Annotated in this window: 2 protein-coding genes; both read left to right on the forward strand. The window is 71.5% G+C overall.

Translation table 11 applies throughout. The features are described from left to right. The first annotated feature begins 427 nt into the window (after positions 1-427). Positions 428-12193 (forward strand): SDR family NAD(P)-dependent oxidoreductase, encoded by an 11766-nt coding sequence (locus ACF088_RS28270; RefSeq protein ID WP_392378676.1) that lies wholly within the window; start codon positions 428-430, stop codon positions 12191-12193. A 58-nt stretch (positions 12194-12251) separates the two neighbouring features. Beyond that, positions 12252-26252 (forward strand): type I polyketide synthase (locus tag ACF088_RS28275; protein WP_392378665.1); only part of this gene is annotated, 14001 nt, incomplete at its 3' end.

Genomic DNA, 26252 nt, shown 5'->3' on the forward strand with positions numbered 1-26252 from the left:
CTCCGGCTGCCCGCTGAAGGGCCGCCGGAGCCGGTGCGCTGCGAAGAACACGCATCATCCGGGGCCGCCGTCTGCGGACCGCGGTCCCTTCGTGCGCAGCGCCGACCGGTACCGGTGCGGCGCACTCCCGGGAGGGGCCGTCGAGGCAGGCCGGGCACGTCCTAGGGGTTCTCTTAGAGTCCCCGGCCAGCGCTCAATTCGACCGGCCGGCGCCCACAGAATGTGATCAGCGAGTAGAGAAAACCAGCGTCATGGCCGACCGATATGAGGCAGGCGCCGCCGGTCCGCCGGGCGGCCCGGGGAAGGGAGCTGAACTGTGAGCGAGGGAAAGCTCCGCGATTACTTGAAACGAGTGACGGCGGATCTCCACCGGACCGGGAAACGGCTGCGTGAGTGGGAGGACCGTGACCGCGAGCCCGTCGCCATCGTGGCCATGAGCTGCCGCTATCCGGGCGGGGTGCGCTCGCCGGAGGACCTCTGGCAGCTGGTCGCCGACGGCACCGACGGCATCACGCCCTTCCCGGAGGACCGCGGCTGGAACGTGGACTCCCTCTACCACCCGGACCCCGCCAACCCCGGCACCTGCTACACCCGGGAGGGCGGCTTCCTCCACGACGCCGCCGACTTCGACCCGGACTTCTTCGCCATGTCGCCCCGCGAGGCGCTGGCCACCGACCCGCAGCAGCGCCTCCTCCTCGAAACGTCCTGGGAGGCCTTCGAACGGGCCGGTCTGCGACGGCAGACCCTCAAGGGCAGCCCCACCGGCGTCTTCGTCGGCGTCATGTACAACGACTACGGCTCGCGGTTCACCGAGCCGCCCGCCGGCCTCGAAGGACATCTGGGCAACGGCAGCGCCGCCAGCATCGCGTCCGGCCGGGTCGCCTACACCTTCGGCCTCGAAGGCCCGGCGGTCACCGTCGACACGGCCTGCTCCTCCTCCCTGGTCGCCCTGCATCTGGCCTGCACCGCACTGCGCCAGGGGGAGTGCTCCCTCGCGCTCGCCGGCGGTGTGACGGTGATGTCCACCCCCGTCACCTTCCTGGAGTTCAGCCGCCAGCGCGGGCTGTCCGCCGACGGGCGCTGCAAGGCGTTCTCCGACGACTCCGACGGCACGGGCTGGGGCGAGGGCGTCGGCATGCTGCTGCTCGAACGGCTCTCCGACGCCCGCCGCAACGGCCATCGGGTACTCGGTCTCGTGCGGGGCACCGCCGTGAACCAGGACGGGGCGAGCAGCGGGCTGACCGCCCCCAACGGACCGTCCCAGCAGCGGGTCATCCGCGCGGCGCTCACCGCCGCGGGCCTCACCGCCGCCGACGTGGACGCCGTGGAGGCACACGGCACCGGGACCCCCCTCGGAGACCCCATCGAGGCGCAGGCGCTGCTGGCCACCTATGGCCAGGAACGGGAAGCCGGCCGCCCGCTGTGGCTCGGCACGGTGAAGTCCAACATCGGCCACACCCAGGCCGCGGCCGGGGTCGCCGGAGTCATCAAGATGGTGCAGTCGATGCAGCACGGTGTGCTGCCCCGCACTCTGCACGCCGAGCGGCCCGCCACCCGCGTCGAATGGAGCGAAGGCGACGTCCGGCTGCTCAACGACGCCGTGGACTGGCCCGACGGCGACCGCCCGCGGCGCGCCGGGGTCTCGGCCTTCGGGGTCAGCGGGACGAACGCGCACGCCGTGCTCGAACAGGCGCCGCCCGACGGGGACGCACCCCGCGCCACCGGCCCCCATGCGGCGGAGCCGGAGGAGGCCGAGGAGGCCGAGGACCCCCGGGAGCCCGGGAAGCAGACCGCCGAGGCGCCGCTTCCCGTGGTGCCCTGGGTGCTCTCCGCCCGCAGCGAACCGGCCCTCAGGGCCCAAGCGGACCACCTGCTCGCCCATGTACACGAGTTGCCCTCGACCGTCGGCGCCGGGGACATCGGTGCTTCGCTGGCCGCCACCCGTACCGCCTTCGAGGAGCGCGCGGTGCTGCTGGGCGGGGACCGTACGGAACTGCTGCAGCGCCTCGGCCGGTTCGCGCAGGGCGACGACACCGCGGCCGTCCGCGGAAGCGCCGGCCGGGGCAAGACGGCGTTCCTCTTCGCGGGCCAGGGAGCCCAGCGGCTCGGGATGGGCCGTGAACTCCATGAGGCGTTCCCCGTCTTCGCGGAGGCCTTCGACGAGATCTGCGCCCACCTCGACCCGGCGATGGCGCAGCCGCTCGCGGACATCGTCTTCGGCCAGGACGCGGCAGCGCTGGACCGGACCGGCTTCACCCAGCCCGCCTTGTTCGCCTTCGAGGTGGCGCTCTTCCGGCTCGTCGAATCCTGGGGCCTCGCCCCCGACTTCCTGCTGGGCCACTCGATCGGGGAACTGGCCGCCGCGCATGCCGCCGGCGTTCTCTCCCTGCCGGACGCCTGCCGGCTGGTGGCCGCCCGCGGGCGCCTGATGCAGGCGCTGCCGGCCGGTGGCGCGATGTTCTCCCTCCGGGCCGCCGAGGCCGAGGTGCTGCCGCTGCTGGCCGACGCCGGCGAACGGCTGAGCATCGCCGCCGTCAACGGGCCCCGAACGACCGTCGTGGCCGGCGACGAGGACACGCTCGCAGCACTCGTCAGGCGCTTCGAGCAGCAGGGCGGCAAGGCGAAACGACTCCGGGTGAGCCACGCCTTCCACTCGCCGCTGATGGCACCCATGCTCGCCGAATTCCGCGCCATAGCCGAAACCCTGACGTTCCATCAGCCACGCCTCCCGGTCATCTCCAACGTGACCGGAGAGCCCGCCACCGACCTGGCGACCGCCGATTACTGGGTACGGCACGTACGGGAAGCCGTACGGTTCGCGGACGGCATCCGGGCACTGGAACGGCGCGGGGTCACCCGTTTCCTCGAAATCGGCCCCGACGCCACCCTCACCGCCCTGGCCCAGGGCTGCCTCGACGCGGACACCGGCCACCTTCTCGTACCCGCCCTGCGCAAGGACCGTGCCGAGCCCCACAGCGTCCTCACCGCCCTGGGCGCACTGCACACCCGCGGCACCAGCCCCGACTGGAACCGCCTCTTCCCCGGCGCCGACCACGTCGACCTGCCCACCTACGCCTTCCAGCGCGAGCGTTACTGGCTGGCGCCCGAGGCGGCCCCGGCGCACCGCACGGGCGAACACCCGCTGCTTCCGACCGCCATCACGCTGGCCGACCGCGGCGCCGTCGTCTGCACCGGACGCCTCGCCCCCTCCGCGCACCCGTGGCTTGCCGACCGGGCGGTCGACGGCCGCGCCGTGCTCCCCACGAGCGCCCATGTCGACCTGGCGATGCACCTCGGCGCGGTCGCCGGCTGCGAGCACCTCGCCGAACTCACCGTGGACACCCCCCTCGTGCTGCCCGAGCAGGCCGCCGTCGAGATCCAGGTGGTGCTGGGCGCCGCCGCGGAACCGAACGGGCAGCGGACCCTCACGGTGCACGCCCGCCCCGCCGACCGGCGGGACGAGGAGACGCCGTGGACCCGGCACGCCCACGGCGTGCTCGCCCCCCAGCCGCCGCAGCGCCCCGACCACGACCTCCGCAGCTGGCCTCCCGCCGACGCCCGGCCCCTGGACCCGGACACCTTCCACGGGGCGCAGGAAAGCGGCACGTCCCCGCACGGCCTGCCGTCCGACGGGCTGCGCCGCGTATGGCGGCACGGTGACACGGTGTTCGCCGAGGCCGCACTGCCCGAGGCGTACCGCGGCGACGCCGCCCGGTTCGCCCTGCACCCGGCACTGCTCGACGCGGTGCTCCAGGCGCTCCCGGCCGCGGGGCACCCCGACGCCGTCGCCGTCTCCTGGCGTGACGGCGTGGTGCACGCGGTGGCCGCGGAATCGGTGCGCGCCCGCATCGCGCCGGGCGCCGACGGCGGCCTGGACATCCACCTCACCGACGAACTCGGCCAGCCCGTCGCCTCGTTCGGCTCCGTCACACCGGTCCCCGCCGCCGAGGTCGCACTGCCGCAGACACCCTCCGGCCGCGACGCTCTCTTCACCGTCGAGTGGACCGAGCTGCGGCCGCCCTCCCCGCAGCAGCCGCCCCACCGGATCGCCGTCCTCGGCGAGGAGAGCCCCGGAGTCGGCACGGCAGCGCCCGCGCCCCACACCGAACTGGACGCGCTCGCCACGGCCGTGGAGCAGGGTGCCGACGCCCCCGACCTCGTCGTCGTCCCCTGGCGGACCGCGGAATCCGGCGAACCGGCCGCCACCTCCCATGCCTCGGCCGGGGACGCCCTGGGGCTGCTCCAGAGCTGGCTCGCCCGGCCCGGCCTGGCCGGCGCACGGTTGGTCTTCCTCACCCGGGGCGCTGTCGCCACCACTGTGGACGAGACCGTCACGGACCTGCCCGCCGCCGCGGTAGGGGGTCTGGTGCGCTCCGCACAGTCGGAGAACCCCGACCGGTTCCTGCTGGTGGACACCGATGGCGACGACCTGCCCGCCGCAGCGCTCGACGCAGCACTACGCTCCGGCGAGACGCAGCTCGCGGTCCGCGCCGACCGCGTCCTGGCCCCTCGTCTCACCCGGCTCCCCCGGCCCTCCGGGGACGACACCACGCGCAGGGAACCCGCGGCCGGAGCCCGCTTCGACTCGTTCCGCACCGTTCTGGTGACCGGAGCCACCGGAACCGTGGGCGCCGCCCTGACCCGACACCTGGTGACCGGGCACGGCGTACGGCAGCTGCTGCTCGTCGGCCGACGCGGTGCGGCCGCGCCCGGCGCCGAACAGCTGGCCGCAGAGCTTCGCGGGCTCGGCGCCCGGGTGACCCTCGCCGCCTGCGATGTCGCCGACCGCGCGGCCCTGGCCGACCTGCTGGCCACCCTCCCCGAAGCACACCCCCTGGGCGCGGTCGTGCATGCCGCCGGAGTGCTCGACGACGGGGTGATCTCCTCCCTCACCCCCGAGCGGATCGCCACCGTCCTGCGCCCCAAGGCCGATGCCGCGGTCAACCTCGACCGGCTCACCCGGGACCTCGATCTGTCGGCCTTCGTGCTGTTCTCCTCGGCCGCCGCCACCTTCGGCGGCCCCGGACAGGGCAACTACGCCGCCGGCAACGCCTTCCTGGAAGCGCTTGCCCACCGGCGCCGCGCCGAGGGCCGCCCGGCCACGGCGCTCGGCTGGGGACTGTGGGCGGAGAGCAGCGAGATGAGCGCCCGCCTGGACGAGGCGGACCGGCGGCGGATGGACCGCGGCGGCGTCGGCACGCTGTCCACCGAGGCGGCGCTCGCCCTGTTCGACCGCTGCCTGGCCCAGGACCGGGCCGTCACCCTCCCGGTACCGCTCGACATCGCGGCGATCCGCAGGAGCGGCCCATCGGTCGCCCCCCTGCTCCGGGAACTCGCCGGCCGGCCCACCAAGCGGACCGCGGCCCCGGCGCCCGGACCGGGCACCGGCCCCGGGTTCCCGGCGGCCCACGCACTGGCCGCCCTGGCACCGCAAGAGCGTCACGCACAGATCCTCGACCTGGTGCGCACCGAGATAGCCGCCGTCCTCGGCCACAGCTCAGCGGGCCGGGTCGACACGGACCGTGCCTTCGGGGACCTCGGCCTCGACTCCCTGACCTCCCTCGAACTGCGCAATGCGCTCGGCCGCCGCACCGGACTCCGGCTGTCGGCCACCCTGGTCTTCGACCACCCCACACCCGCGGCCGTCGCCACCCACCTGCTCGCGGAACTACTCGGCACCGGAGCGGAGTTCCAGGCTTCCGGGGCCGACGCCGCGACGGCCGGCGAGCCCGTGGCGATCGTGGCGATGAGCTGCCGCTTCCCGGGCGGTATCCGGACACCGGAAGCGTTCTGGGACCTCCTGGCCGCCGGCGGCGACGCCATCGGAGAGTTCCCCGACGACCGCGGCTGGGACACGGCGGCGCTGTACGACCCCGACCCGGAGCACGAGGGCACCACATACACCCGCCGGGGCGGCTTCCTCACCGACGCCGACCGCTTCGACGCCGGATTCTTCGGCATCTCGCCCCGCGAGGCCCTGGCAATGGACCCGCAGCAGCGGATCCTGCTGGAGGTCTGCTGGGAGGCGTTCGAGCGGGCCGGTATCGACCCGCTGTCCCTGCGTGGCAGCCGTACGGGCATCTTCGCCGGCACCAACGGTCAGGACTACACCACCGTCCTGGGCAATGCCACCGAGTCCGTGGGCGGATACCTGGGAACGGGCAACGCGGCGAGCGTGGTATCCGGCCGGATCGCCTACTCCTTCGGCCTCGAAGGTCCGGCCGTCACCGTGGACACGGCATGCTCCTCCTCCCTCGTCGCCCTGCACTGGGCCGTCCGTGCCCTCCAGTCGGGGGAGTGCTCGCTCGCCCTGGCGGGCGGCGTCACCGTGATGTCGACCCCCGCCGCGTTCCTGGAGTTCAGCCGCCAGCGCGGGCTGTCCGCCGACGGCCGCTGCAAGGCGTTCGCCGACGGAGCCGATGGCACCGGCTGGGGCGAGGGCGCGGGCATGCTGCTGGTCGAGCGGCTGTCCGACGCCCGGCGCAACGGACACCCGGTGCTGGCCGTCGTCCGCGGCAGCGCCATCAACTCCGACGGCGCGAGCAACGGCCTCACCGCGCCCAACGGCCCCTCCCAGCAACGGGTGATCAGGGCCGCGCTCGCCGACGCCCGGCTCACGACCGGTGAGGTCGACGCCGTCGAAGCACATGGCACCGGCACCACCCTCGGCGACCCGATCGAGGCACAGGCCCTCCTCGCCACCTACGGCCGGGAGCGCGCCGAGGACCGGCCGCTCCGGCTGGGGTCGGTGAAGTCGAACATCGGGCACACCCAGGCCGCGGCCGGGGCGGCCGGAGTGATCAAAATGGTGCAGGCCATGCGCCACGGCCTGCTGCCGCAAACGCTGCACATCGACGCGCCCTCGTCCCATGTGGACTGGACGGAAGGCGCCGTGGAGCTGCTGGCCGCCCCCGCCACCTGGCCCGAGCACGGACGCCCCCGCAGAGCCGCGGTCTCCTCCTTCGGCTTCAGCGGCACCAACGCCCACCTCATCCTCGAACAGGCCACCCCGGAACCGGACGGACCCGCCGCACCCGCGGACGGCACGCAGTCGACGCCGGACACCCAGCAGGCCCCCGACACCCAGCAGGCCCCCGACACCCAGCAGGCCCCCGACACCACCCCGCTGCCCGTCGTCTGGCCGCTGTCCGCCCGCAGCCCCGAAGCGCTCCGCGACCTGGCCAGGGCCCTGCACACACACGCCGAACACCACGCCGACCTGCCCGCCGCAGCCGTCGGCCACGCCCTGGCCACCACCCGCGCATCCTTCGAGCACCGCGCGGTCGCCCACGGCACCGACCGCGACACCCTGCTGCCCGCCCTGGAGGGGCTGGCCTGCGGCCACAAGCCGGCAACCGGGGCCCTCGACGGCGTGGCCCGTCCCGGCGCACGCACCGCCTTCCTGTTCACCGGACAAGGCGCCCAGCGCCCCGGCATGGGCCGTGAACTGCACCGCACCTTTCCGGTGTTCGCCCACGCCCTCGACGAGATCTGCGAACACTTCGCCGAGCATCTCGACCGGCCGCTGCGCGACGTCATGTTCCACGACACCGACGGACTGCTCCACCGCACCGAATACACCCAGCCCGCACTGTTCGCCATGGAGACCGCTCTCCACCGCCTCGCCGAGAGCACCGGCCTGCGCGCCGACTACCTGCTGGGCCACTCCATCGGCGAGGTGACCGCCGCGCAGATCGCCGGGGTGTTCTCCCCGGCCGACGCCTGTGCCCTCGTCGCCGCCCGCGGCCGGCTCATGCAGGCGCTCCCGGAGAACGGGGCCATGGTCGCGCTCCAGGCGACGGAGGCCGAGGTGCTGCCGCTGCTCGACGGGCTCGACCAGCACGTCTGTCTCGCCGCCGTCAACGGCCCCGACTCCGTCGTGCTCTCCGGTGACCGCCCCGCCGTGACCCGGCTCGCCGAACGGTTCGCCGCCGACGGCCGCAGGACCAAGCAGCTCCAGGTCAGCCATGCCTTCCACTCGCCCCACATGGACCCGATGCTGGCCGAGTTCCGCACCGTCGCCGAGACGCTCACCTACCACCCGCCGCGCCTTCCCGTCGTGTCCAACCTGACCGGCGAGGTCGCCACCGAACCGGACCGCCCCGACTACTGGGTGCGTCAGGTCCGGCAGGCCGTCCGGTTCCACGACGGCGTCCGCGGGCTCGCAGAGCAGGGCGTACAGCGCTTTGTCGAACTCGGCCCCGACGGCACCCTCTCCGCCATGGCAGCCGGCTGCCTGCCCCCCGACTCCACCGGCACGGCAGTCATCCCGCTCCTCCGCGACCGGACGGCCGAGTCCCGCTCGCTGCTCGACGGCCTCGCCCGTGCCTATGTCCACGGCGCGGACCTCGACTGGTCCGCCGTCGCCAACGCCCACCCGGGCCGTCCGGCCGTCGGCGACCTGCCCACATACCCCTTCCAACGGCAGCGCTACTGGCCGACTCCCCGTACCCCCGCCACCGCGGGAATCGGCCCGGCCGACCACCCGCTGCTGAGCGGAGCCGTCGAACTCGCCGACGGCAGCCACCTGTTCACCGGCCGGCTCTCGGTACCGGACCAGCCGTGGCTCGCCGACCACGCCCTGGGGGGCACCACGGTCGTCCCCGGCACGGCCTTCCTCGAACTCGCGGTTCTGGCGGGCGACCGGGCCGGCTGCCGCCGCGTCGGGGACCTGACCCTGGTCAGCCCGCTGATCCTCCCCGAGCAGGAGGCGATGGACCTGCAGGCGGTCCTCGGCGCCGACGACGGGCAGGGCCACCGGCCGTTCACCGTCCATGCGCGCCGTGCCGACCCGGCTCCCGGAGAGCCGTGGACCCTGCACGCCACCGGCACCCTCACCGCCGCCCACCCGGAGCCCACGGCACCCGCCCCGTCGGCATGGCCGCCGCCCGGCGCCGAGCCGCTGCCCACCGAGGACATCTATGAGCAGCTGAGCGCGGGCGGGTTCGGTTACGGACCGCTCTTCCAAGGACTGCACGCCGCCTGGCGGGACGGCGACCAGGTACACGCCGAAGTGACCCTGCCCCCGATGGCACACCAGGACGCGGACCGCTTTGCACTGCACCCCGCGCTGCTCGATGCCGCCCTGCACGCGACCGCATACCTGCCGACGGGGGACACCGACAGCGGACGGCTGCCCTTCTCCTGGCGTGGAGTGCAGCTCCACGCCACCGGGGCGACGCAGCTGCGGGTCCGCCTCGACCTGTCCGCACCCGACACCGTGTCCCTCACCCTTGCCGACGCCGACGGCCGGCCCGTCGCCGACATCGAGGCGCTGACGCTGCGCGAGATCTCCACCGACCGGATAGCGCTCTCCGCACGGTCCTCCGGCCCCCTCTACCACCTCGACTGGCCCGTGGCCCCCGTGCCCACGACGCCCCCCGAGGAGCCGGCCCGCCTCCTCGTGCTGGACAGTGCGCACCTCGCCGCCGGCCTGGCCGACGCAGGCCTGCCCCTCGCCCGGCTGACCGGCCCCGCCGACCTCCAAGAGGCATGCGACACCACCCTCGTGGAACTCCCCGCCGTCGAACCGCACGAGGCGGCGACCGGCGCACTGGCACTGGTCCAGGCCTGGCTGGCGGAAGCACCTGCCGCGGCCCGGCTCGTTTTCGTCACCCGGGGAGCCGTCGATGCCCCCGGCACCACCCGCCACGATGCGGCGGCCGCCTCGATCTGGGGCCTGGTGCGCTCGGCACAGTCCGAGCACCCCGGCCGGTTCGTCCTCGCCGACCTCGACGGCCAGGACGCCTCGTACGCCGCGCTGCCCGTGGCGCTGGCCGCGAACGAGCCCCAATTCGCCCTCCGCGGGGGCATCGTGCACCTGCCGAAGGTCGCCCCGGTCCACGCCGGCACCGCACTGCGCGACCCCGCCGACGGCACCTGCTGGCGGCTCGGCATGACCGGCAAGGGCACCCTCGACCACCTCGCCCTGCTGCCCCACGACGCTGCCGCGCGCCCGCTGGAACAAGGTGAAGTGCGTATCGCGGTGCGGGCCGCCGGGGTGAACTTCCGCGATGTGCTCAACGTGCTCGGCATGTACCCCGGCGACGCGGGAGCCTTTGGCCTTGAGGGTGCGGGGGTGGTCGTGGAGACGGGTCCTGGTGTGACCGGTTTTGCTCCGGGTGATCGGGTGATGGGGTTGTTCCCGTATGCGTTCGGTCCGGTGGCGGTGGCTGATGAGCGCATGGTGATCCGGGTTCCGGAGGGCTGGTCGTTTGCGCAGGCGGCGTCGGTTCCGGTGGTGTTCTTGACGGCGTACTACGCGTTGGTGGAGCTGGGCGAGGTGCAGGCGGGCGAGTCGGTGCTCGTGCACTCTGCCGCGGGTGGTGTCGGTATGGCTGCGGTGCAGTTGGCGCGGCATCTGGGCGCGGAGGTGTTCGGCACCGCGAGTCCGGGGAAGTGGGAGTCCCTGCGCAGCTCGGGTCTGGACGGGGCGCATATCGCGTCCTCGCGTGATCTGGACTTTGAGGGGTCCTTCCTCGCCGAGACCGGTGGCCGGGGTGTGGATGTGGTGCTGGACTCCCTGGCGCGGGAGTTCGTGGACGCCTCACTGCGACTGCTGCCGCGGGGCGGTCGTTTCCTGGAGATGGGCAAGACCGACATCCGGGAGCCCGCACAGGTGGCTGCCGCGCACGAGGGGGTGCAGTACCAGGCGTTCGATCTGATCGAGGCGGGCCCGGACCGGATCAGGGAGATGTTTGCGCAGGTCCGTGCACTGTTCGAGCGGGGTGTGCTGGAGCCGTTGCCGGTGACGGCGTGGGATGTGCGCAAGGCTCCGGAGGCTTTCCGGTATCTGAGCCAGGCCCGGCATGTGGGCAAGGTCGTGCTGACCGTGCCGGCTCCCCTCGATCCGCAGGGCACGGTGTTGGTGACGGGTGGTACGGGTGGTCTGGGGGCGCTGGTGGCCCGGCATCTGGCCGCCGAGCACGGCATCCGCCACCTCCTGCTGGCCAGCCGGCGCGGAGAGCAGGCTCCTGGTGTGGACGCGCTGCGCGAGGAACTGGCGGCTCTCGGCGCCGAGGTCACCGTCGCGGCCTGCGACAGCGCCGACCGCGAGGCACTGCGCGCGCTGCTGGACTCCGTACCGAAGCACCACCCCCTCACCGCCGTCGTGCACACCGCAGGCGTACTCGACGACACCGTCGTCACCTCGCTCACCCCGCAGCGGCTCCGCGCGGTCCTGCGCCCCAAGGCCGATGCGACGCTCCATCTGCACGAACTCACCCGCGACGAGGACCTGGCGGCGTTCCTCATCTTCTCCTCGACCGCCGGCGTGTTCGGCGCTCCCGGCCAGGCCAACTACGCGGCCGCCAACGCCTTCTGCGACACCTTCGCCGCCGAGCGCAGGGCCGCCGGGCTGCCCGCCACCTCGCTCGCCTGGGGACCGTGGTCCCGGACGACAGGCATGACCAGCGGACTCACCGAAGCCGATCGGCAACGCATGGCACGCGCGGGACTGCCCGCCCTGCCCCCCGACCTCGGACTCGCCCTCTACGACGCGGCACTCGGCCGGCCCGAGGCAGCCCTGCTGCCGATGCTGGTCGATCCCCGTGCCCTGGCCTCGGGCGGGCCCGTCCCGCCGCTGCTGACCGGACTCCTGCCGACCGCGCCCCGCCGGACGGCGGCCGCGGACCCGGCGGGACCGGCGGGACCGGCCGGAGCGGCCTCCGCCGGGACACTGACCCGTACGCTCGCCACGCTGAACCGCGACGAGGCACACCATGCCGTGCTCGACGTGGTGTGCACCCAGGTCGCCGCCGTACTCGGCCATGCCTCCGCGGCCGAGGTCGGTGACCAGCAGTCGTTCAAGGACCTCGGTTTCGACTCGCTGACCGCAGTGGAGCTGCGCAACCGGCTCGGCACCGCGACCGGAGCCCTGCTGCCCGCCACCCTCGTCTTCGACCACCCCACGCCGCTGGCCCTCGCCGAACACCTCTGCACGACACTCGTCCCCGGTCCGCCCCCGGGGGAGGCCCCCGACCCGGAGGACGAAGCAGGGGTACGGCAGGCCCTGGCCGCCATCCCCCTCGAACGCCTGCGGGCGGCCGGGCTCCTCGATGCCCTGCTGGCACTGGCGGAGCCGGCGACCGCGCAGGCGGACCGCGAACCCGGGGCCGACGCCGCTCCCGCCGCCATCGAAAGCATGGAAGTCGACGACCTGGTGCGCCTCGCCTTCGGCGAAGCCGACGGCTGAGCACCGTCGTCCCGACGAAGCCACACCCGACGAAGCCGGAATGATGGAGAGCTGACACATGGCCACGTCCGCGGATCAGATCGTCGAAGCCCTCCGGGCCTCGCTGCGGGAGAACGACCGGCTGCGCAAGCAGAACCAGCAACTGGTCGATGCAGCGGGGGAACCCCTCGCCATCGTCGCCATGAGCTGTCGCTTCCCCGGAGGCGTGCAGACACCCGAGGAGTACTGGCAGTTGCTTGCCGGGGGCGTCGATGCGCTGTCGGAGTTCCCCGCCGACCGGGGCTGGGACCCGAGCGCACTCGATGGGGCGACCACCCGCGGCGGCTTCGTCCACACCGCCGATGCCTTCGATCCGCAGTTCTTCGGGATGAGCCCGCGCGAGGCACTGGCCACCGACCCGCAGCAGCGGCTGCTCCTGGAGGTGTCCTGGGAGGCCCTGGAAAGGGCGGGGATCGACCCGAAGACGCTGCGCGGCAGCAGGACGGCAGTCTTCGCCGGATGCAGCAATCAGGAGTACGGCTCCGGCCTGCGCGGCAACGTCCCCGAGGGCGTCGAGGGGCACCTCCTCACCGGCACCACGGGCAGCGTCGTCTCGGGCCGGGTCGCCTACGCTCTGGGCCTCGAAGGCCCCGCCGTCACCGTGGACACCGCCTGCTCCTCCTCGCTGGTCACCCTGCACCTCGCCGCGCAGTCCCTCCGGGCCGGTGAATGCGATCTCGCCCTTGCGGGCGGCGTCGCGATCATGTCCACCCCCGCCGCCTTCGTCGAGTTCGACCGGCAGGGTGCACTCGCCGGCGACGGCCGGTGCAAGCCGTTCTCCGACGACGCCGACGGAACGGGCTGGGGCGAAGGCGTCGGGATGCTGCTCGTCGAACGGCTCTCCGACGCCCGGCGCAACGGCCATCCCGTGCTGGCTCTGGTACGCGGCAGCGCCCTCAACCAGGACGGCGCGTCCAACGGCCTCACCGCCCCCAACGGGCCCGCTCAGCAACGTGTGATCCGCTCTGCGCTCGCCGGCGCCGGGCTGTCCGCCGCCGACGTGGACGCCGTCGAGGCACATGGCACCGGTACGACGCTGGGCGACCCGATCGAGGCACAGGCGCTGCTCGCCGCCTACGGCCAGGACCGCCCGGCGGACCGGCCGTTGTGGCTGGGTTCGGTGAAGTCCAACATCGGTCACACCCAGGCGGCCGCGGGCGTGGCCGGCGTGATCAAGATGGTGCTCGCCCTGCGGCACGGCATCCTGCCGCAGAGCCTGCACACCACCCGGCCTTCCACCCACGTGGACTGGTCGGCGGGCAGCGTCCGGCTGCTGACCGAGCCCGTGGCCTGGCCGGACGGCGCACGGCCGCGCCGCGCCGCCGTCTCCTCGTTCAGCATCAGCGGCACCAACGCCCACACCATCCTGGAACAGGCCCCGCAGGCCCGCGAACAGGCCGCGGAAGACGGGGAACAGACCCTGGAAGACCGCGAACAGGCCACCGAAGCCGCCACCTCCCACCGCCCCCCGGCACGCCTCCCGCACATCCCGTGGGTGCTCTCCGCCCGCAGCGCGGACGCGCTACGGGCCCAAGCCGGCCGGCTGCTGTCGCACCTGGACACCCACACCGACGCGGACCCGCACGATCTGGCCTACTCGCTCGCCACCAGCCGGTCGGCCTTCGAACACCGCGCGGTGCTCCTCGGCACGGACCTGGCCGAGCTGCGGAGCCGGCTGACCGCACTGGCCGAGGAAGGCCCTGCCGCCGCAGCGGTGGTCACCGGCTCACCCGTACGCGGCAAGACCGCGTTCCTGTTCACCGGCCAGGGCGCACAGCGCCTCGGCATGGGCCGTGAGCTGTACGAGGCGTTCCCCGCTTTCAAGGACGCCTTCGACACCGTCTGCGAGCACCTCGACACAGAGCTCGACCGGCCGCTGCGCGCCACCGTCTTCGGCGACGACGCGGCTGCGCTGGACCGAACAGGCCACACCCAGCCCGCGCTCTTCGCCTTCGAAGTGGCCCTCTTCCGGCTCCTCACCTCGTGGGGTGTCAGGCCCGACTTCATGATGGGCCACTCGATCGGCGAACTCGCGGCCGCGCACACCGCCGGAGTGCTGTCCCTTCAGGACGCCTGCCGACTGGTGGCGGCCCGCGGACGGCTGATGCAGTCCCTCCCGCCCGGCGGCGCCATGGCCTCCCTCCAGGCAGCCGAAGCCGAGGTGCTGCCGCTGCTGGCCGCCGCCGGTGACCGAGTGAGCATCGCGGCGGTCAACGGCCCCGAAGCCACCGTTATCGCAGGCGACGAAGCAACCGTGGACACCATCGCCGGCCACTTCCGAGACCTGCGGCGCAAGGTCTCCCGACTGCGGGTCAGCCACGCCTTCCACTCGCCGCTCATGGACCCCATGCTGGAAGAGCTGCGGGCCACGGCCCGCGAACTGACCTACCGGCAGCCGCAGATCCCCCTCGTCTCCAATGTCACCGGCCGCCTCGCCACGCCCGACGAACTGTGCAGCCCCGACTACTGGGTGCGCCACGCCCGCCAGAGCGTACGCTTCGCCGACGGTGTGGGCGCCCTCGCCGAGCGCCACGTCACCCGGCTCGTCGAACTCGGCCCCGATGGCACCCTGACCGCGATGGCCGCGGCCTGTCTGCCCGACGGCGACCGGCTGCTGACACCCCTCCTCCGCAAGGACACCCCCGAGGCCGCAAGCCTGCTCACTGCCCTCGGCAGGCTCCACGCCTCCGGTGCCCCCCTCGACTGGGCCGCCCTGCTGCCCGGCGCGCGCCGGGTAGACCTGCCCACCTACGCCTTTCAACGCACCCGCTACTGGCTCAACGCCACGGCCCCCGAGGACGCCCCCGGCAGCCGGCCGGCCGACTCCGCTTTCTGGACCGCCGTCGAGCAGCAGAACCTGCCGGAACTCGCCGACAGCCTCCGCGTCGAGCGCTCCCTCCTCGAACCGGTCGTCCCCGCACTCGCGGCATTCCACCGCGACCGGCAACAGCACTCCACCGCCCGGACCTGGCGGTACGCAGAGCAGTGGGAGCCGGTCACCCCCCGCCCCGCCGCGACCGCACCGGCCCACTGGCTGCTCGTCGTACCCGCCACGGACCCGGAGCACCAGCAGCCCGTCGCCGACGCCCTCACCACCGCGCTGGCCGGGCACGGCGCGACCGTCACCACGGTGAGCCTGCCGCCGGACGCCGGGTCCGACCACATCGCGCAACGGATCGAGGAGACCCGCCTCCGGGACCGCGACCCGGACGCGATCAACGTCCTCTCCCTCCTCGGCCTGTGCACCGCCCGCGACCCCCACCACCCCGAGGCCCCTGCCGCCCTCGTCCTGACCGGTGCGCTCGTCCAGGCGCTCCTCCGCACCGACGCCCCCGTCCGGCTGTGGACCGCAACCCGGGGCGCCGTCAGCACCGGCCGCTCCGACCGGCTCGGTGCCCCTTCGCAGGCCGCCCTCTGGGGCCTCGGCCGCACCGCGGCCATCGAACACCCCGACCACTGGACCGGCCTCGTCGACCTGCCGGAACATCTCGACGACCGCGCCCTGGACCGACTCTGTGCGGTGCTCGACACCCCTGGCCACGACAGCGAGAACGGCAATGAGTTCGCCATCCGTGCCTCCGGCCTGTTCGCCCGCAGGCTGATCCGGACCACCCGCCCCGAACAGCCCCACGGGTCCGCCTGGGCCCCGTCCGGCACCACGCTGATCACCGGAGGCACCGGCACCATCGGCTCCGCCCTCGCCCGCCAACTGGCCCGGGAAGGCGCCGAACACCTGCTGCTCATCAGCAGGCGAGGACCCGACGCCCCAGGAGCCCAGGACCTCGTCGCCGACCTCGCCGCCCACGGCACCCGGGCCACGCTCGCCGCCTGCGACCCCGCCGACCGCGACGCACTGGCGCAGCTGCTCGCCGCCGTCCCCGAAGACCAGTCGCTGACCAGCGTCTTCCACACGGCAGGCGTCCTCGACGACGGCACCCTCGTCAGCATGGACGCCGAACGGTTCGCCACCGTGCTCCGCCCCAAGACCGAGGCCGCGGCCAACCTCCACGAGCTGACCCGCGCACACGACCTGACCGCGTTTGTGCTGTTCTCCTCCATCGCCGGCGCTCTGGGAGCAGCCGGCCAGGCGAACTACGCGGCGGCCAACGCGTGCCTGGACGCACTTGCCCAGCAGCGGCGCAGTGAGGGCCTGCCTGCGACCAGCATCGCTTGGGGCCCCTGGGCACACGAGGGGATGGCCGCCGACCCCACCCTGCGTGCCAAATTCAGCAGGGCGGGCCTGCCGCCCATGGAGCCGGAAACCGCGCTCGTCGCGTTGCACCAGGCACTCCACCACGACGAGACACACCTCGTCATCGCCGATATCGACTGGACCCGGTTTCCCGCGGGCCGCAGCGCGCTCTTCAGCAAGCTGCCCGAAGCAGCCGCCCAAAATTCCGGCCAGGACGCCGAGCCCGAGGGTGTCCGCAGCCTCCTCGCACCGCTGCGTACCCCGGCTGAACAGGAACATCACCTGCTCCGCCTGGTGCGGCAGACCACCGCCACCGTACTGGGCTACCCGGGCCCCGAATCCGTCGAGGCCGCACGGACCTTCCAGGAACTCGGCATCGATTCCCTGACCGCGGTCGACCTGCGCAACACCTTGTCCGCGACGGTTGCGCTGCCGCTGTCCCCGACGCTCGTCTTCGACCATCCGACGCCGCTGGCACTCGCGCGTCATCTGCGGGCCGAACTGCTGGGGGACCCCGCGGCACAGCACACGGCCGCACTCGCGCCCCCCGTACAGGACGACGGGGAGCCGATCGCCATTGTGGGAATGGGCTGCCGCTACCCCGGAGACATACGGTCACCCGACGACCTCTGGAAGCTGATCGTCGACGGCGGCGACGCCATCACGCCCTTCCCCGAGGACCGTGGCTGGAAGATCGACGCCCTCTACGACCCCAACTCCGGTTGTCCCGGGACGAGTTATGTACACGAGGGTGGATTCGTCCGCAGCGCCGGCGATTTCGACCCCGGATTCTTCGGCATCTCGCCCCGCGAGGCACTGGCCATGGACCCCCAGCAGCGGATGTTGCTGGAGGTCTCCTGGGAGGCCGTCGAACAGGCCGGAATCGCTCCGCTGTCACTACGAGGCAGCCGCAGCGGTCTCTTCGTGGGCTGCGGCTACCAGGGCTACGGGTCAGGTACCGGCGATATGCCCGACGACCTCCGGGGCCACCTGCTCACGGGAAGCTCCGGTGCCGTGGTCTCGGGCCGTGTGGCGTATGCGCTGGGTCTTGAGGGCCCCGCGGTGACGGTGGACACGGCGTGCTCGTCCTCGCTGGTCTCCTTGCACCTGGCGGTCCAGTCCCTGCGTTCGGGCGACTGCGACCTCGCCCTCGCCGGCGGTGTCACCGTGATGTCGACTCCGGGGGCGTTCATCGAGTTCAGCAGGCAGCGCGGCCTCGCCGCGGACGCCCGCTGCAAGGCGTTCGCGGAGGCTGCGGACGGCACCAGCTGGGGTGAAGGCGCCGGCGTCCTGGTGGTGGAGCGACTCTCGGATGCCCGCAGGAACGGCCACCGGGTACTGGCCGTGGTGCGTGGCAGTGCGGTGAACCAGGACGGTGCGTCAAACGGCCTGACCGCGCCGAACGGCCCCTCCCAGCAGCGGGTGATCCGGCAGGCGTTGGCCGGCGCGGGCCTCTCGGCCTCGGAGGTGGATGCGGTCGAGGCGCATGGCACCGGTACGTCGCTCGGCGACCCGATCGAGGCGCAGGCCCTGATAGCGACGTATGGTCAGGGCCGCGACGAGGGCCGGCCGTTGTGGCTGGGGTCGGTGAAGTCGAACATCGGGCACACTCAAGCTGCCGCGGGTGTGGCGGGTGTCATCAAGATGGTGCTGTCCCTCCAGCACGGCGTTCTGCCACGGACGTTGTACGCGGATGAGCCGTCATCGCATGTGGACTGGTCGGCGGGCAGGGTACGGCTGCTGACCGAGGACGTGGCCTGGCCGGAGGACGACCGCCCTCGTCGGGCAGGTGTGTCGTCCTTCGGGGTGAGTGGCACCAACGCACATGTGGTGATCGAACAGCCTCCGGTGGACGAACCCCAGGATGCCCCCTCTCCGGCGACCGGCCCGGCCCTCGTGCCCTGGGTACTGTCCGGACGCAGCAAGGCGGCATTGAGGGCGCAGGCCGAGCGGTTGTCGGCGCATCTGAACGCCCGGCCCGAACTGGGCCCGCGGGACGTGGGACGGTCGCTCGCCACCACCCGATCGGCGTTCGAGCACCGAGCCGTCGTGCTCGGCGAGGACCGGGAAACGCTGGTCGACGGCTTGAACGCGCTCGGCCGGGGCGAACCGCAGGGGAACATTCCCGAGGGCATGGCCGCATCCGAAGGCGCCCTTGCCTTCTTGTTCACGGGGCAGGGTGCGCAGCGGTTGGGGATGGGCCGGGAGTTGTACGAGGCCTTCCCGGTTTTTGCGGATGCTTTTGATGCGGTGTGTGCGTACTTCGATGGTGAGTGGGCAACGCCGCTGCGGGATGTGGTGTTCGGCGCGGATGCGGATGCGGATGCGGATGCGGATGCGGATGCGGATGCGGGTGTGGCGGGTGCGGGTGCGGGTGCGGAGAGGCTGAATCTGACAGGTTTCACCCAGCCGGCGTTGTTTGCGGTGGAGGTGGCGTTGTTCCGGCTGGTGGAGTCGTTCGGTGTGCGGCCGGATTACCTGGTGGGTCATTCCGTTGGTGAGTTGGTGGCGGCTCATGTGGCGGGGGTGTGTTCGCTGGAGGATGCGTGTCGTCTGGTGGCGGCTCGCGGCCGTTTGATGCAGGCATTGCCAGCCGGTGGGGCGATGGTTTCCCTCCAGGCCACCGAAGCCGAGGTACTGCCGCTGCTGGAAGGGCATGCGCAGCGGGTGAGCATTGCCGCGGTGAACGGCCCGCACTCGTGCGTGATAGCCGGTGAGGAATCCGCGGTCGCGCAGATCGCCGGGCGCTTCGAGTCCGAGGGCCGGAAGGTGAAGCGGCTGCGGGTGAGTCATGCCTTCCATTCGCCGTTGATGGAGCCGATGCTCGACGAGTTCCGCGCCGTCGCGGAGAGCGTGGCGTACACGGAGCCCCGTATCCCCGTGGTCTCCAACGTGACCGGCGAACTCGCCACGGCGGAGGACCTGACCTCCCCCGGCTACTGGGTTCGGCATGTGCGGGAGGCGGTCCGTTTCGCCGACGGCATCCGGTGGCTGGCGGAGCACGAGGTCACCCGGTTCCTGGAGATCGGACCGGACGGCACCCTGACCGCCATGGCACAGGACTGCCTGACCGGAGCCGACCACCTCCTCGTGCCCGCCCTGCGCAAGGACCGGCCCGAGGCGACCGGTCTCCTCACCGCCCTCGGCCACGCCTACGTCCATGGTGTCGCGGTCCAGTGGGCCGCACGCTTCACCGACACCAACGCCCACCACGTCGATCTGCCGACCTACGCCTTCCAGCACCAGCGTTACTGGCTCGGGCTCGCCCACACCGATGCCGCAAATCTCGGATCGGCCGGACTGCAAGCTGCCGAGCACCCACTGCTCGCGGCCACCATGACGCTCGCCGATTCCCACACCGTCGTCTTCACCGGCCGGCTCTCCGTGCAGAACCACCCGTGGCTGGGGGACCACACCATCGAGGGGACAACCCTCGTGCCCGGCACGGCCTTCCTGGAACTCGCGCTCCGCGCTGCGGGCCAGGCCGGTTGCGACCACATCGAGTCGCTGGCCATCGAAGCCCCCCTGGTTCTCCGGGCGCAGGAAACCGTCCAGCTGCAAATGCGCATTCAGGAGCCGGACCTCCACGGCGCCCGCGCACTCACCATCCACTCCTGCCGCATCGGGAGCACCGGTGTCGCGGAGGAACCCTGGATCCGGCACGCCACGGGTCTGCTCGGAGCGGCCGGTCACCAGGAGACCTTCGACTTTGCCCGCTGGCCTCCGGAAGGAGCGCAGCCTGTCCCCATGGACGGCCTGTACGAGGCGTTCGCCGACGCCGGGATCGATTACGGTCCTGCCTTCCGCGGCCTGCGAGCCGTATGGCGGCGTGACGCCGACCTCTTTGCCACGGTGGAGATGCCCGAAGCTGCCGAGGCATCGTCATTCGGCCTGCACCCCGCGTTGCTGGACGCCGTCCTTCACGCGCTGGCGCTCGAAACGGACGGGGATTCCGTACTCGGACAGCTGCCGCTTTCCTGGCAGGGCGTGAAGCTCTACGCCGCAGGAGCCACCGTGCTCCGGGCACGCATTTCAGCGTGCGCGGACGGCGGTGTTTCGCTGCAGCTGGCGGACGCTGTAGGACAGCCGGTGGCGGAGGTCGATTCCCTCACCCGCCGGCCGATGTCCGCCGAGATGTCCAGCCGTGCCTGGCAAGGCACCGGCCACTCCGACGCGCTGTACCGGGTCGACTGGGTTCCGGTGCCCGAGACGACCGCGGAAGCCGTTGAGTTCGTTGATCTCCATGACCTCGGCTCTGCACCGGTCGAAGACGTTCCCCCGTACATCGTGCTGCGGCTCGACGGAGCTACCGAAGCCTCCGCCGGATCTCCGGCGGCCGCACGGGCCGCAACGTATCGGGCGCTGTCCTGCATACAGCAATGGACGGACTCCGAGCGCTACTCCGCCGCACGACTCGTGGTGGTGACGCGGAACGCCGTCCCGGCGGAGCTGCCACAGCCAGAACCCGCGCAAGCCATGATCTGGGGCCTCGTCAGAGCCGCACGCGTAGAACACCCGGATCGCTTCGTCCTTGTGGACGTGGACGGGACGGAAGCCTCACTGGGGGCACTGCCGACCGCCCTTGCCACCGGAGAGCTCGAACTCGCCCTGCGGACGGGTACGGCCTATCGGCCGAGGCTGAGTTCGAACATCCGGCGGGACGAACTGCCGCTGCCGGACCGGTCGCAGGACGCGTGGTGTCTCGATAACCCCGACGAGCGCGGGTCGGAGAGCTTGCGCCTGGTGGAGCGCCCCGAGGCGAAGGGCGAATTGGAAGCCGGCCAGGTGCGTATCGCGGTGCGGGCCGCCGGGGTGAACTTCCGCGATGTGCTGAACGTTCTCGGGACGTATCCGGGTGACGCGGGACCACTGGGCCTTGAGGGTGCGGGGGTGGTCGTGGAGACGGGTCCTGGTGTGACCGGTTTTGCTCCGGGTGATCGGGTGATGGGGTTGTTCCCGTATGCGTTCGGTCCGGTGGCGGTGGCTGATGAGCGCATGGTGATCCGGGTTCCGCAGGGCTGGTCGTTTGCGCAGGCGGCGTCGGTTCCGGTGGTGTTCTTGACGGCGTACTACGCGTTGGTGGAGCTGGGGGAGGTGCAGGCGGGCGAGTCGGTGCTCGTGCACTCTGCCGCCGGTGGTGTCGGTATGGCTGCGGTGCAGTTGGCGCAGCACTTGGGCGCGGAGGTGTTCGGCACCGCGAGTCCGGGGAAGTGGGAGTCCCTGCGGTCGTCGGGTCTGGACGGGGCGCATATCGCGTCCTCGCGTGAGCTGGACTTCGAGCGGTCGTTCCTGGAGGCGACCGGTGGCCGGGGTGTGGATGTGGTGCTGGACTCCCTGGCGCGGGAGTTCGTGGACGCCTCACTGCGACTGCTGCCGCGGGGCGGTCGTTTCCTGGAGATGGGCAAGACCGACATCCGGGATGCGCGGGAGGTCGCGGCTGCCCACGCGGATGTCAGGTATCGGGCGTTCGACCTGTGGGAGGCCGGTCCTGAGCGGATCGGGGAGATGCTGGCTGCGCTCCTCGATCTCTTCGAGCGGGGTGTGCTGGAGCCGTTGCCGGTGACGGCGTGGGATGTGCGCAAGGCTCCGGAGGCATTCCGGTATCTGAGCCAGGCCCGGCACGTGGGCAAGGTTGTGCTGACCGTGCCGACTCCCCTCGATCCGCAGGGCACGGTGTTGGTGACGGGTGGTACGGGTGGTCTGGGGGCGCTGGTGGCCCGGCATCTGGCCGCCGAGCACGGCATCCGCCACCTCCTGCTGGCCAGCCGGCGCGGAGAGCAGGCTCCTGGTGTGGACGCGCTGCGCGAGGAACTGGCGGCTCTCGGCGCCGAGGTCACCGTCGCGGCCTGCGACAGCGCCGACCGCGAGGCACTGCGCGCGCTGCTGGACTCCGTACCGAAGCACCACCCCCTCACCGCCGTCGTGCACACGGCCGGTGTGCTGGACGACGGCGTCCTGTCCTCGCTGACGCCGGAGAGGCTGGACAAGGTAGTCGCGCCGAAGGCAGACGCGCTGATGCTCCTGGACGAGTTGACCCAGGACGAGGATCTGGCGGAGTTTGTGGTGTTCTCGTCCGTGGCGGGAACGCTTGGCAGCGCCGGGCAGGCCAACTATGCGGCGGCGAATGCGTTTGTGGATGCTTTCGCCTGCCGGCGTAGCGGGTTCGGGTTGCCGACGAAGTCATTGGCGTGGGGGGCGTGGACTCCGGACGCGGGTATGACAGGCGAATTGAGCGAAGCCGACCTGCAGCGTATGGCACGCGGCGGGATCACACCGTTCACCGAGGAGCGGGGTGTGGAAGCGTTCGACGCCGCTCGGCACACCGCAGTACCCGTGGTCGTCCCGGTTCAGCTGAATCACACCATGTTGCAAGGGCAGCATGCTGCGGACGCCCTTCCTCCTCTGCTGCGAGGTCTTCTGGGGACCAGTGCTCGACGTACGGCTGCGTCCTACTCGGCTGAAAAGAACCCGTCGGACGCCCTGCGGTCCCGGCTTTCCCCCTTGTCGCCGGACGAGCGGCAAGCATCGCTCCTGGAACTCGTCCGCACGCAAGCGGCTCTGGTCCTTGGCCACCAGGGTCCCGAGCTGATCGAGCCCACACGCGATTTCCGGGGGCTCGGCATCGACTCACTCACTGCCGTGGAATTGCGGAACCAGCTGAACGCGGCCACCGGACTGCAGCTGCCCGCCACTCTCGTCTTCGACCATCCGTCCCCGCTGGTGGTGGCTCGCCACTTGGCAGCTGAATTGTCCGGTTGGGGTGAGACGGCTGAGGCGGGGACCGTGGCTCCGGCAGCCGCGGCTTTGTCGGATGAGCCGGTGGCGATTGTGGCGATGAGTTGTCGGTTCCCGGGTGGGGTGGGGTCGCCGGAGGAGTTGTGGGGTTTGTTGGTTGAGGGTGGGGATGGTGTGGTGCCGTTCCCGGTGGATCGTGGTTGGGATGTTGAGGGGTTGTATGACCCTGAGCCGGGTCGGCCGGGAAAGGTGTCGACGCGTGAGGGTGGGTTTTTGCCGGGGGTTGATGGTTTCGATCCTGGGTTTTTCGGGATTTCGCCGCGTGAGGCGGTGGCGATGGATCCGCAGCAGCGTTTGTTGTTGGAGGCGTCGTGGGAGGCGTTTGAGCGGGCGGGGATTGTTCCTGGGTCGTTGCGTGGTTCGCGTACGGGGGTGTTTGCGGGGACGAATGGTCAGGATTACACGGGGTTGTTGGTGGCGTCGGGTGAGGAGGATTTGGGGGGTTATATCGGTACGGGTAATGCGGCGAGTGTGGTGTCGGGGCGGTTGTCGTACACGTTTGGTCTTGAGGGTCCTGCGGTGACGGTGGATACGGCGTGTTCGGCGTCGTTGGTGGCGTTGCATTTGGCGGTGCAGTCGTTGCGTGCGGGTGAGTGTGATGTGGCGTTGGCGGGTGGTGTGACGGTGATGTCGACGCCGGGGTTGTTTGTGGATTTCAGTCGGCAGCGGGGGTTGGCTGCTGATGGGCGGTGCAAGGCGTTTTCGGATGCTGCGGATGGTGCGGGGTTTTCCGAGGGTGTGGGTGTGTTGGTGGTGGAGCGGTTGTCGGATGCGCGGCGTCATGGTCATCGGGTGTTGGCTGTGGTGGCGGGTAGTGCGGTGAATCAGGATGGTGCGTCGAATGGTTTGACGGCGCCGAATGGTCCCTCGCAGCAGCGGGTGATCCGGCAGGCGCTGGCGGGTGCGGGGCTGTCGCCCGCGGATGTGGATGTGGTCGAGGCGCATGGCACGGGGACGTCGTTGGGCGATCCGATCGAGGCGCAGGCGCTGCTTGCGACGTACGGGCAGGATCGGGATGAGGACCGGCCGTTGTGGCTGGGTTCGGTGAAGTCGAATATCGGGCACACGCAGGCGGCTGCGGGTGTGGCGGGTGTCATCAAGATGGTGCTGGCGCTGCAGCACGGTGTCCTGCCGCGGACGCTGCATGTCGATGAGCCGTCGTCGCATGTGGACTGGTCGGCGGGGGAGGTGCGGTTGCTGACGGAGTCGGTGCAGTGGCCGGAGACGGGAAGGCCGCGCCGCGCCGGTGTGTCGTCCTTCGGCATCAGCGGCACCAACGCCCACACCATCATCGAACAGGCACCGATAACCGATGATCCGACCGAGAACGAGGAGCCGCTCAAGCTGCCGGCAATTCCCTGGGTCATTTCGGGGCGTGACGAGGCCGGCTTGCAGACGCAGGCCCAGCGACTCCTTGCGCACGTGAAGGAGTCCCGGCTCGACCTCGCCGATGTGGGCTTCTCGCTGGCAACCTCAAGGGAGATATTCGACCACCGTGCTGCGTTGCTCGTGGACGATCACGAGACGGCCGTCCAGGGGCTGACCGCACTTGCCGAGGGACACCAGGCCGCCGGCGTCGTTCGAGGGGCTAAGAGGCAGGGGCGGTCAGCATTCCTGTTCACGGGCCAGGGTGCGCAGCGTCTTGGAATGGGCTGGGAGCTGTACGACACCTTCCCCGTCTTCGCGGACGCTTTTGATGCGGTGTGTACGTCCTTCGATGGCGAGTTGGGTGCGTCAGTAAGAGGCGTGGTGTTCGGTGAGAATGCGGATGCGGATGCGAATGCGGATGCGAATGCAGAAGTGGATGCGGAGGCGCTGAACCGGACGGCTTTGGCTCAGCCGGCGTTGTTTGCGGTGGAGGTGGCGTTGTTCCGGTTGGTGGAGTCGTTCGGTGTGCGGCCGGATTACTTGGTGGGTCATTCCGTTGGTGAGTTGGTGGCGGCTCATGTGGCGGGGGTGTGGTCGCTGGAGGATGCGTGTCGTTTGGTGGCGGCTCGTGGTCGGTTGATGCAGGCGTTGCCGGCGGGTGGGGCAATGGTGTCGATCGAGGCGGCGGAGTCCGAGGTCTTTCCGTTGGTGGAGGGCCAGGAGCAGCGGGTGAATGTCGCCGCCGTGAATGGTCCGCGGGCGGTGGTGGTTTCCGGTGCGGAATCCGCGGTGTTGGAGATTGCGGGGCGTTTCGAGTCCGAGGGTCGGAAGGTGAAGCGGCTGCGGGTGAGTCATGCCTTCCACTCGCCGTTGATGGAGCCGATGCTCGACGAGTTCCGCGCCGTCGCGGAGAGCGTGGCGTACACGGAGCCCCGTATCCCCGTCGTCTCCAACGTGACCGGCGAACTCGCCACGGCGGAGGATCTGACATCCGCCGACTATTGGGTGCGGCATGTCCGTGACGCCGTGCGGTTCGCCGACGGTATCCGGTGGTTGGAGGAGCATGAGGTGACGCGGTTCCTGGAGATCGGACCGGACGGCACCCTGACCGCCATGGCACAGGGCTGTCTCTCGGCACCTGACCTCCAGCTCGTAGCCACCATGCGGAAGGACCGGCGGGAGTCGGAAGCCTTTCTGGCCGCAGTCAGCGGCATGTTCGTCAACGGCGCGACGGTGCACTGGCAAACGCTTTTCCCCGGGGCGCGGCGGGTGGATCTGCCCACCTACGCGTTCCAGCGTGAGCGCTTCTGGCCGAACTCCTCGGAGGCCGTGGCCAAGGGCGTCGATGCTCGACCGTCGGACGACGGAGCCGCGTGGTTCTGGGAGGCCGTTGAGCGCGGAGATCAGGACACCTTGGCCGACGAGCTGGCCGTTGCCGGCGATGCCTCGTGGGATGAGGCCCTCAGTGCTTTGTCGTCGTGGCGGCGGCAGCAGCGTGAGCGGTCGGTGGTGGACGGCTGGCGGTACCGGGTGGAGTGGAAGCCGTTGGTGGGGCTGTCGGGTGGGGTGCTGCTGGGTGGTCGTTGGCTTGCGGTGGTGGGTGTGGGTGATGTGTGGTCCGAGGCTGTGGTGGAGGGGTTGGCGGCGTGTGGTGTGGCGGTTGAG

Origin of the sequence: Streptomyces sp. NPDC015125 (genome assembly GCF_043080045.1) — a bacterium.
GTDB lineage: Bacteria > Actinomycetota > Actinomycetes > Streptomycetales > Streptomycetaceae > Streptomyces.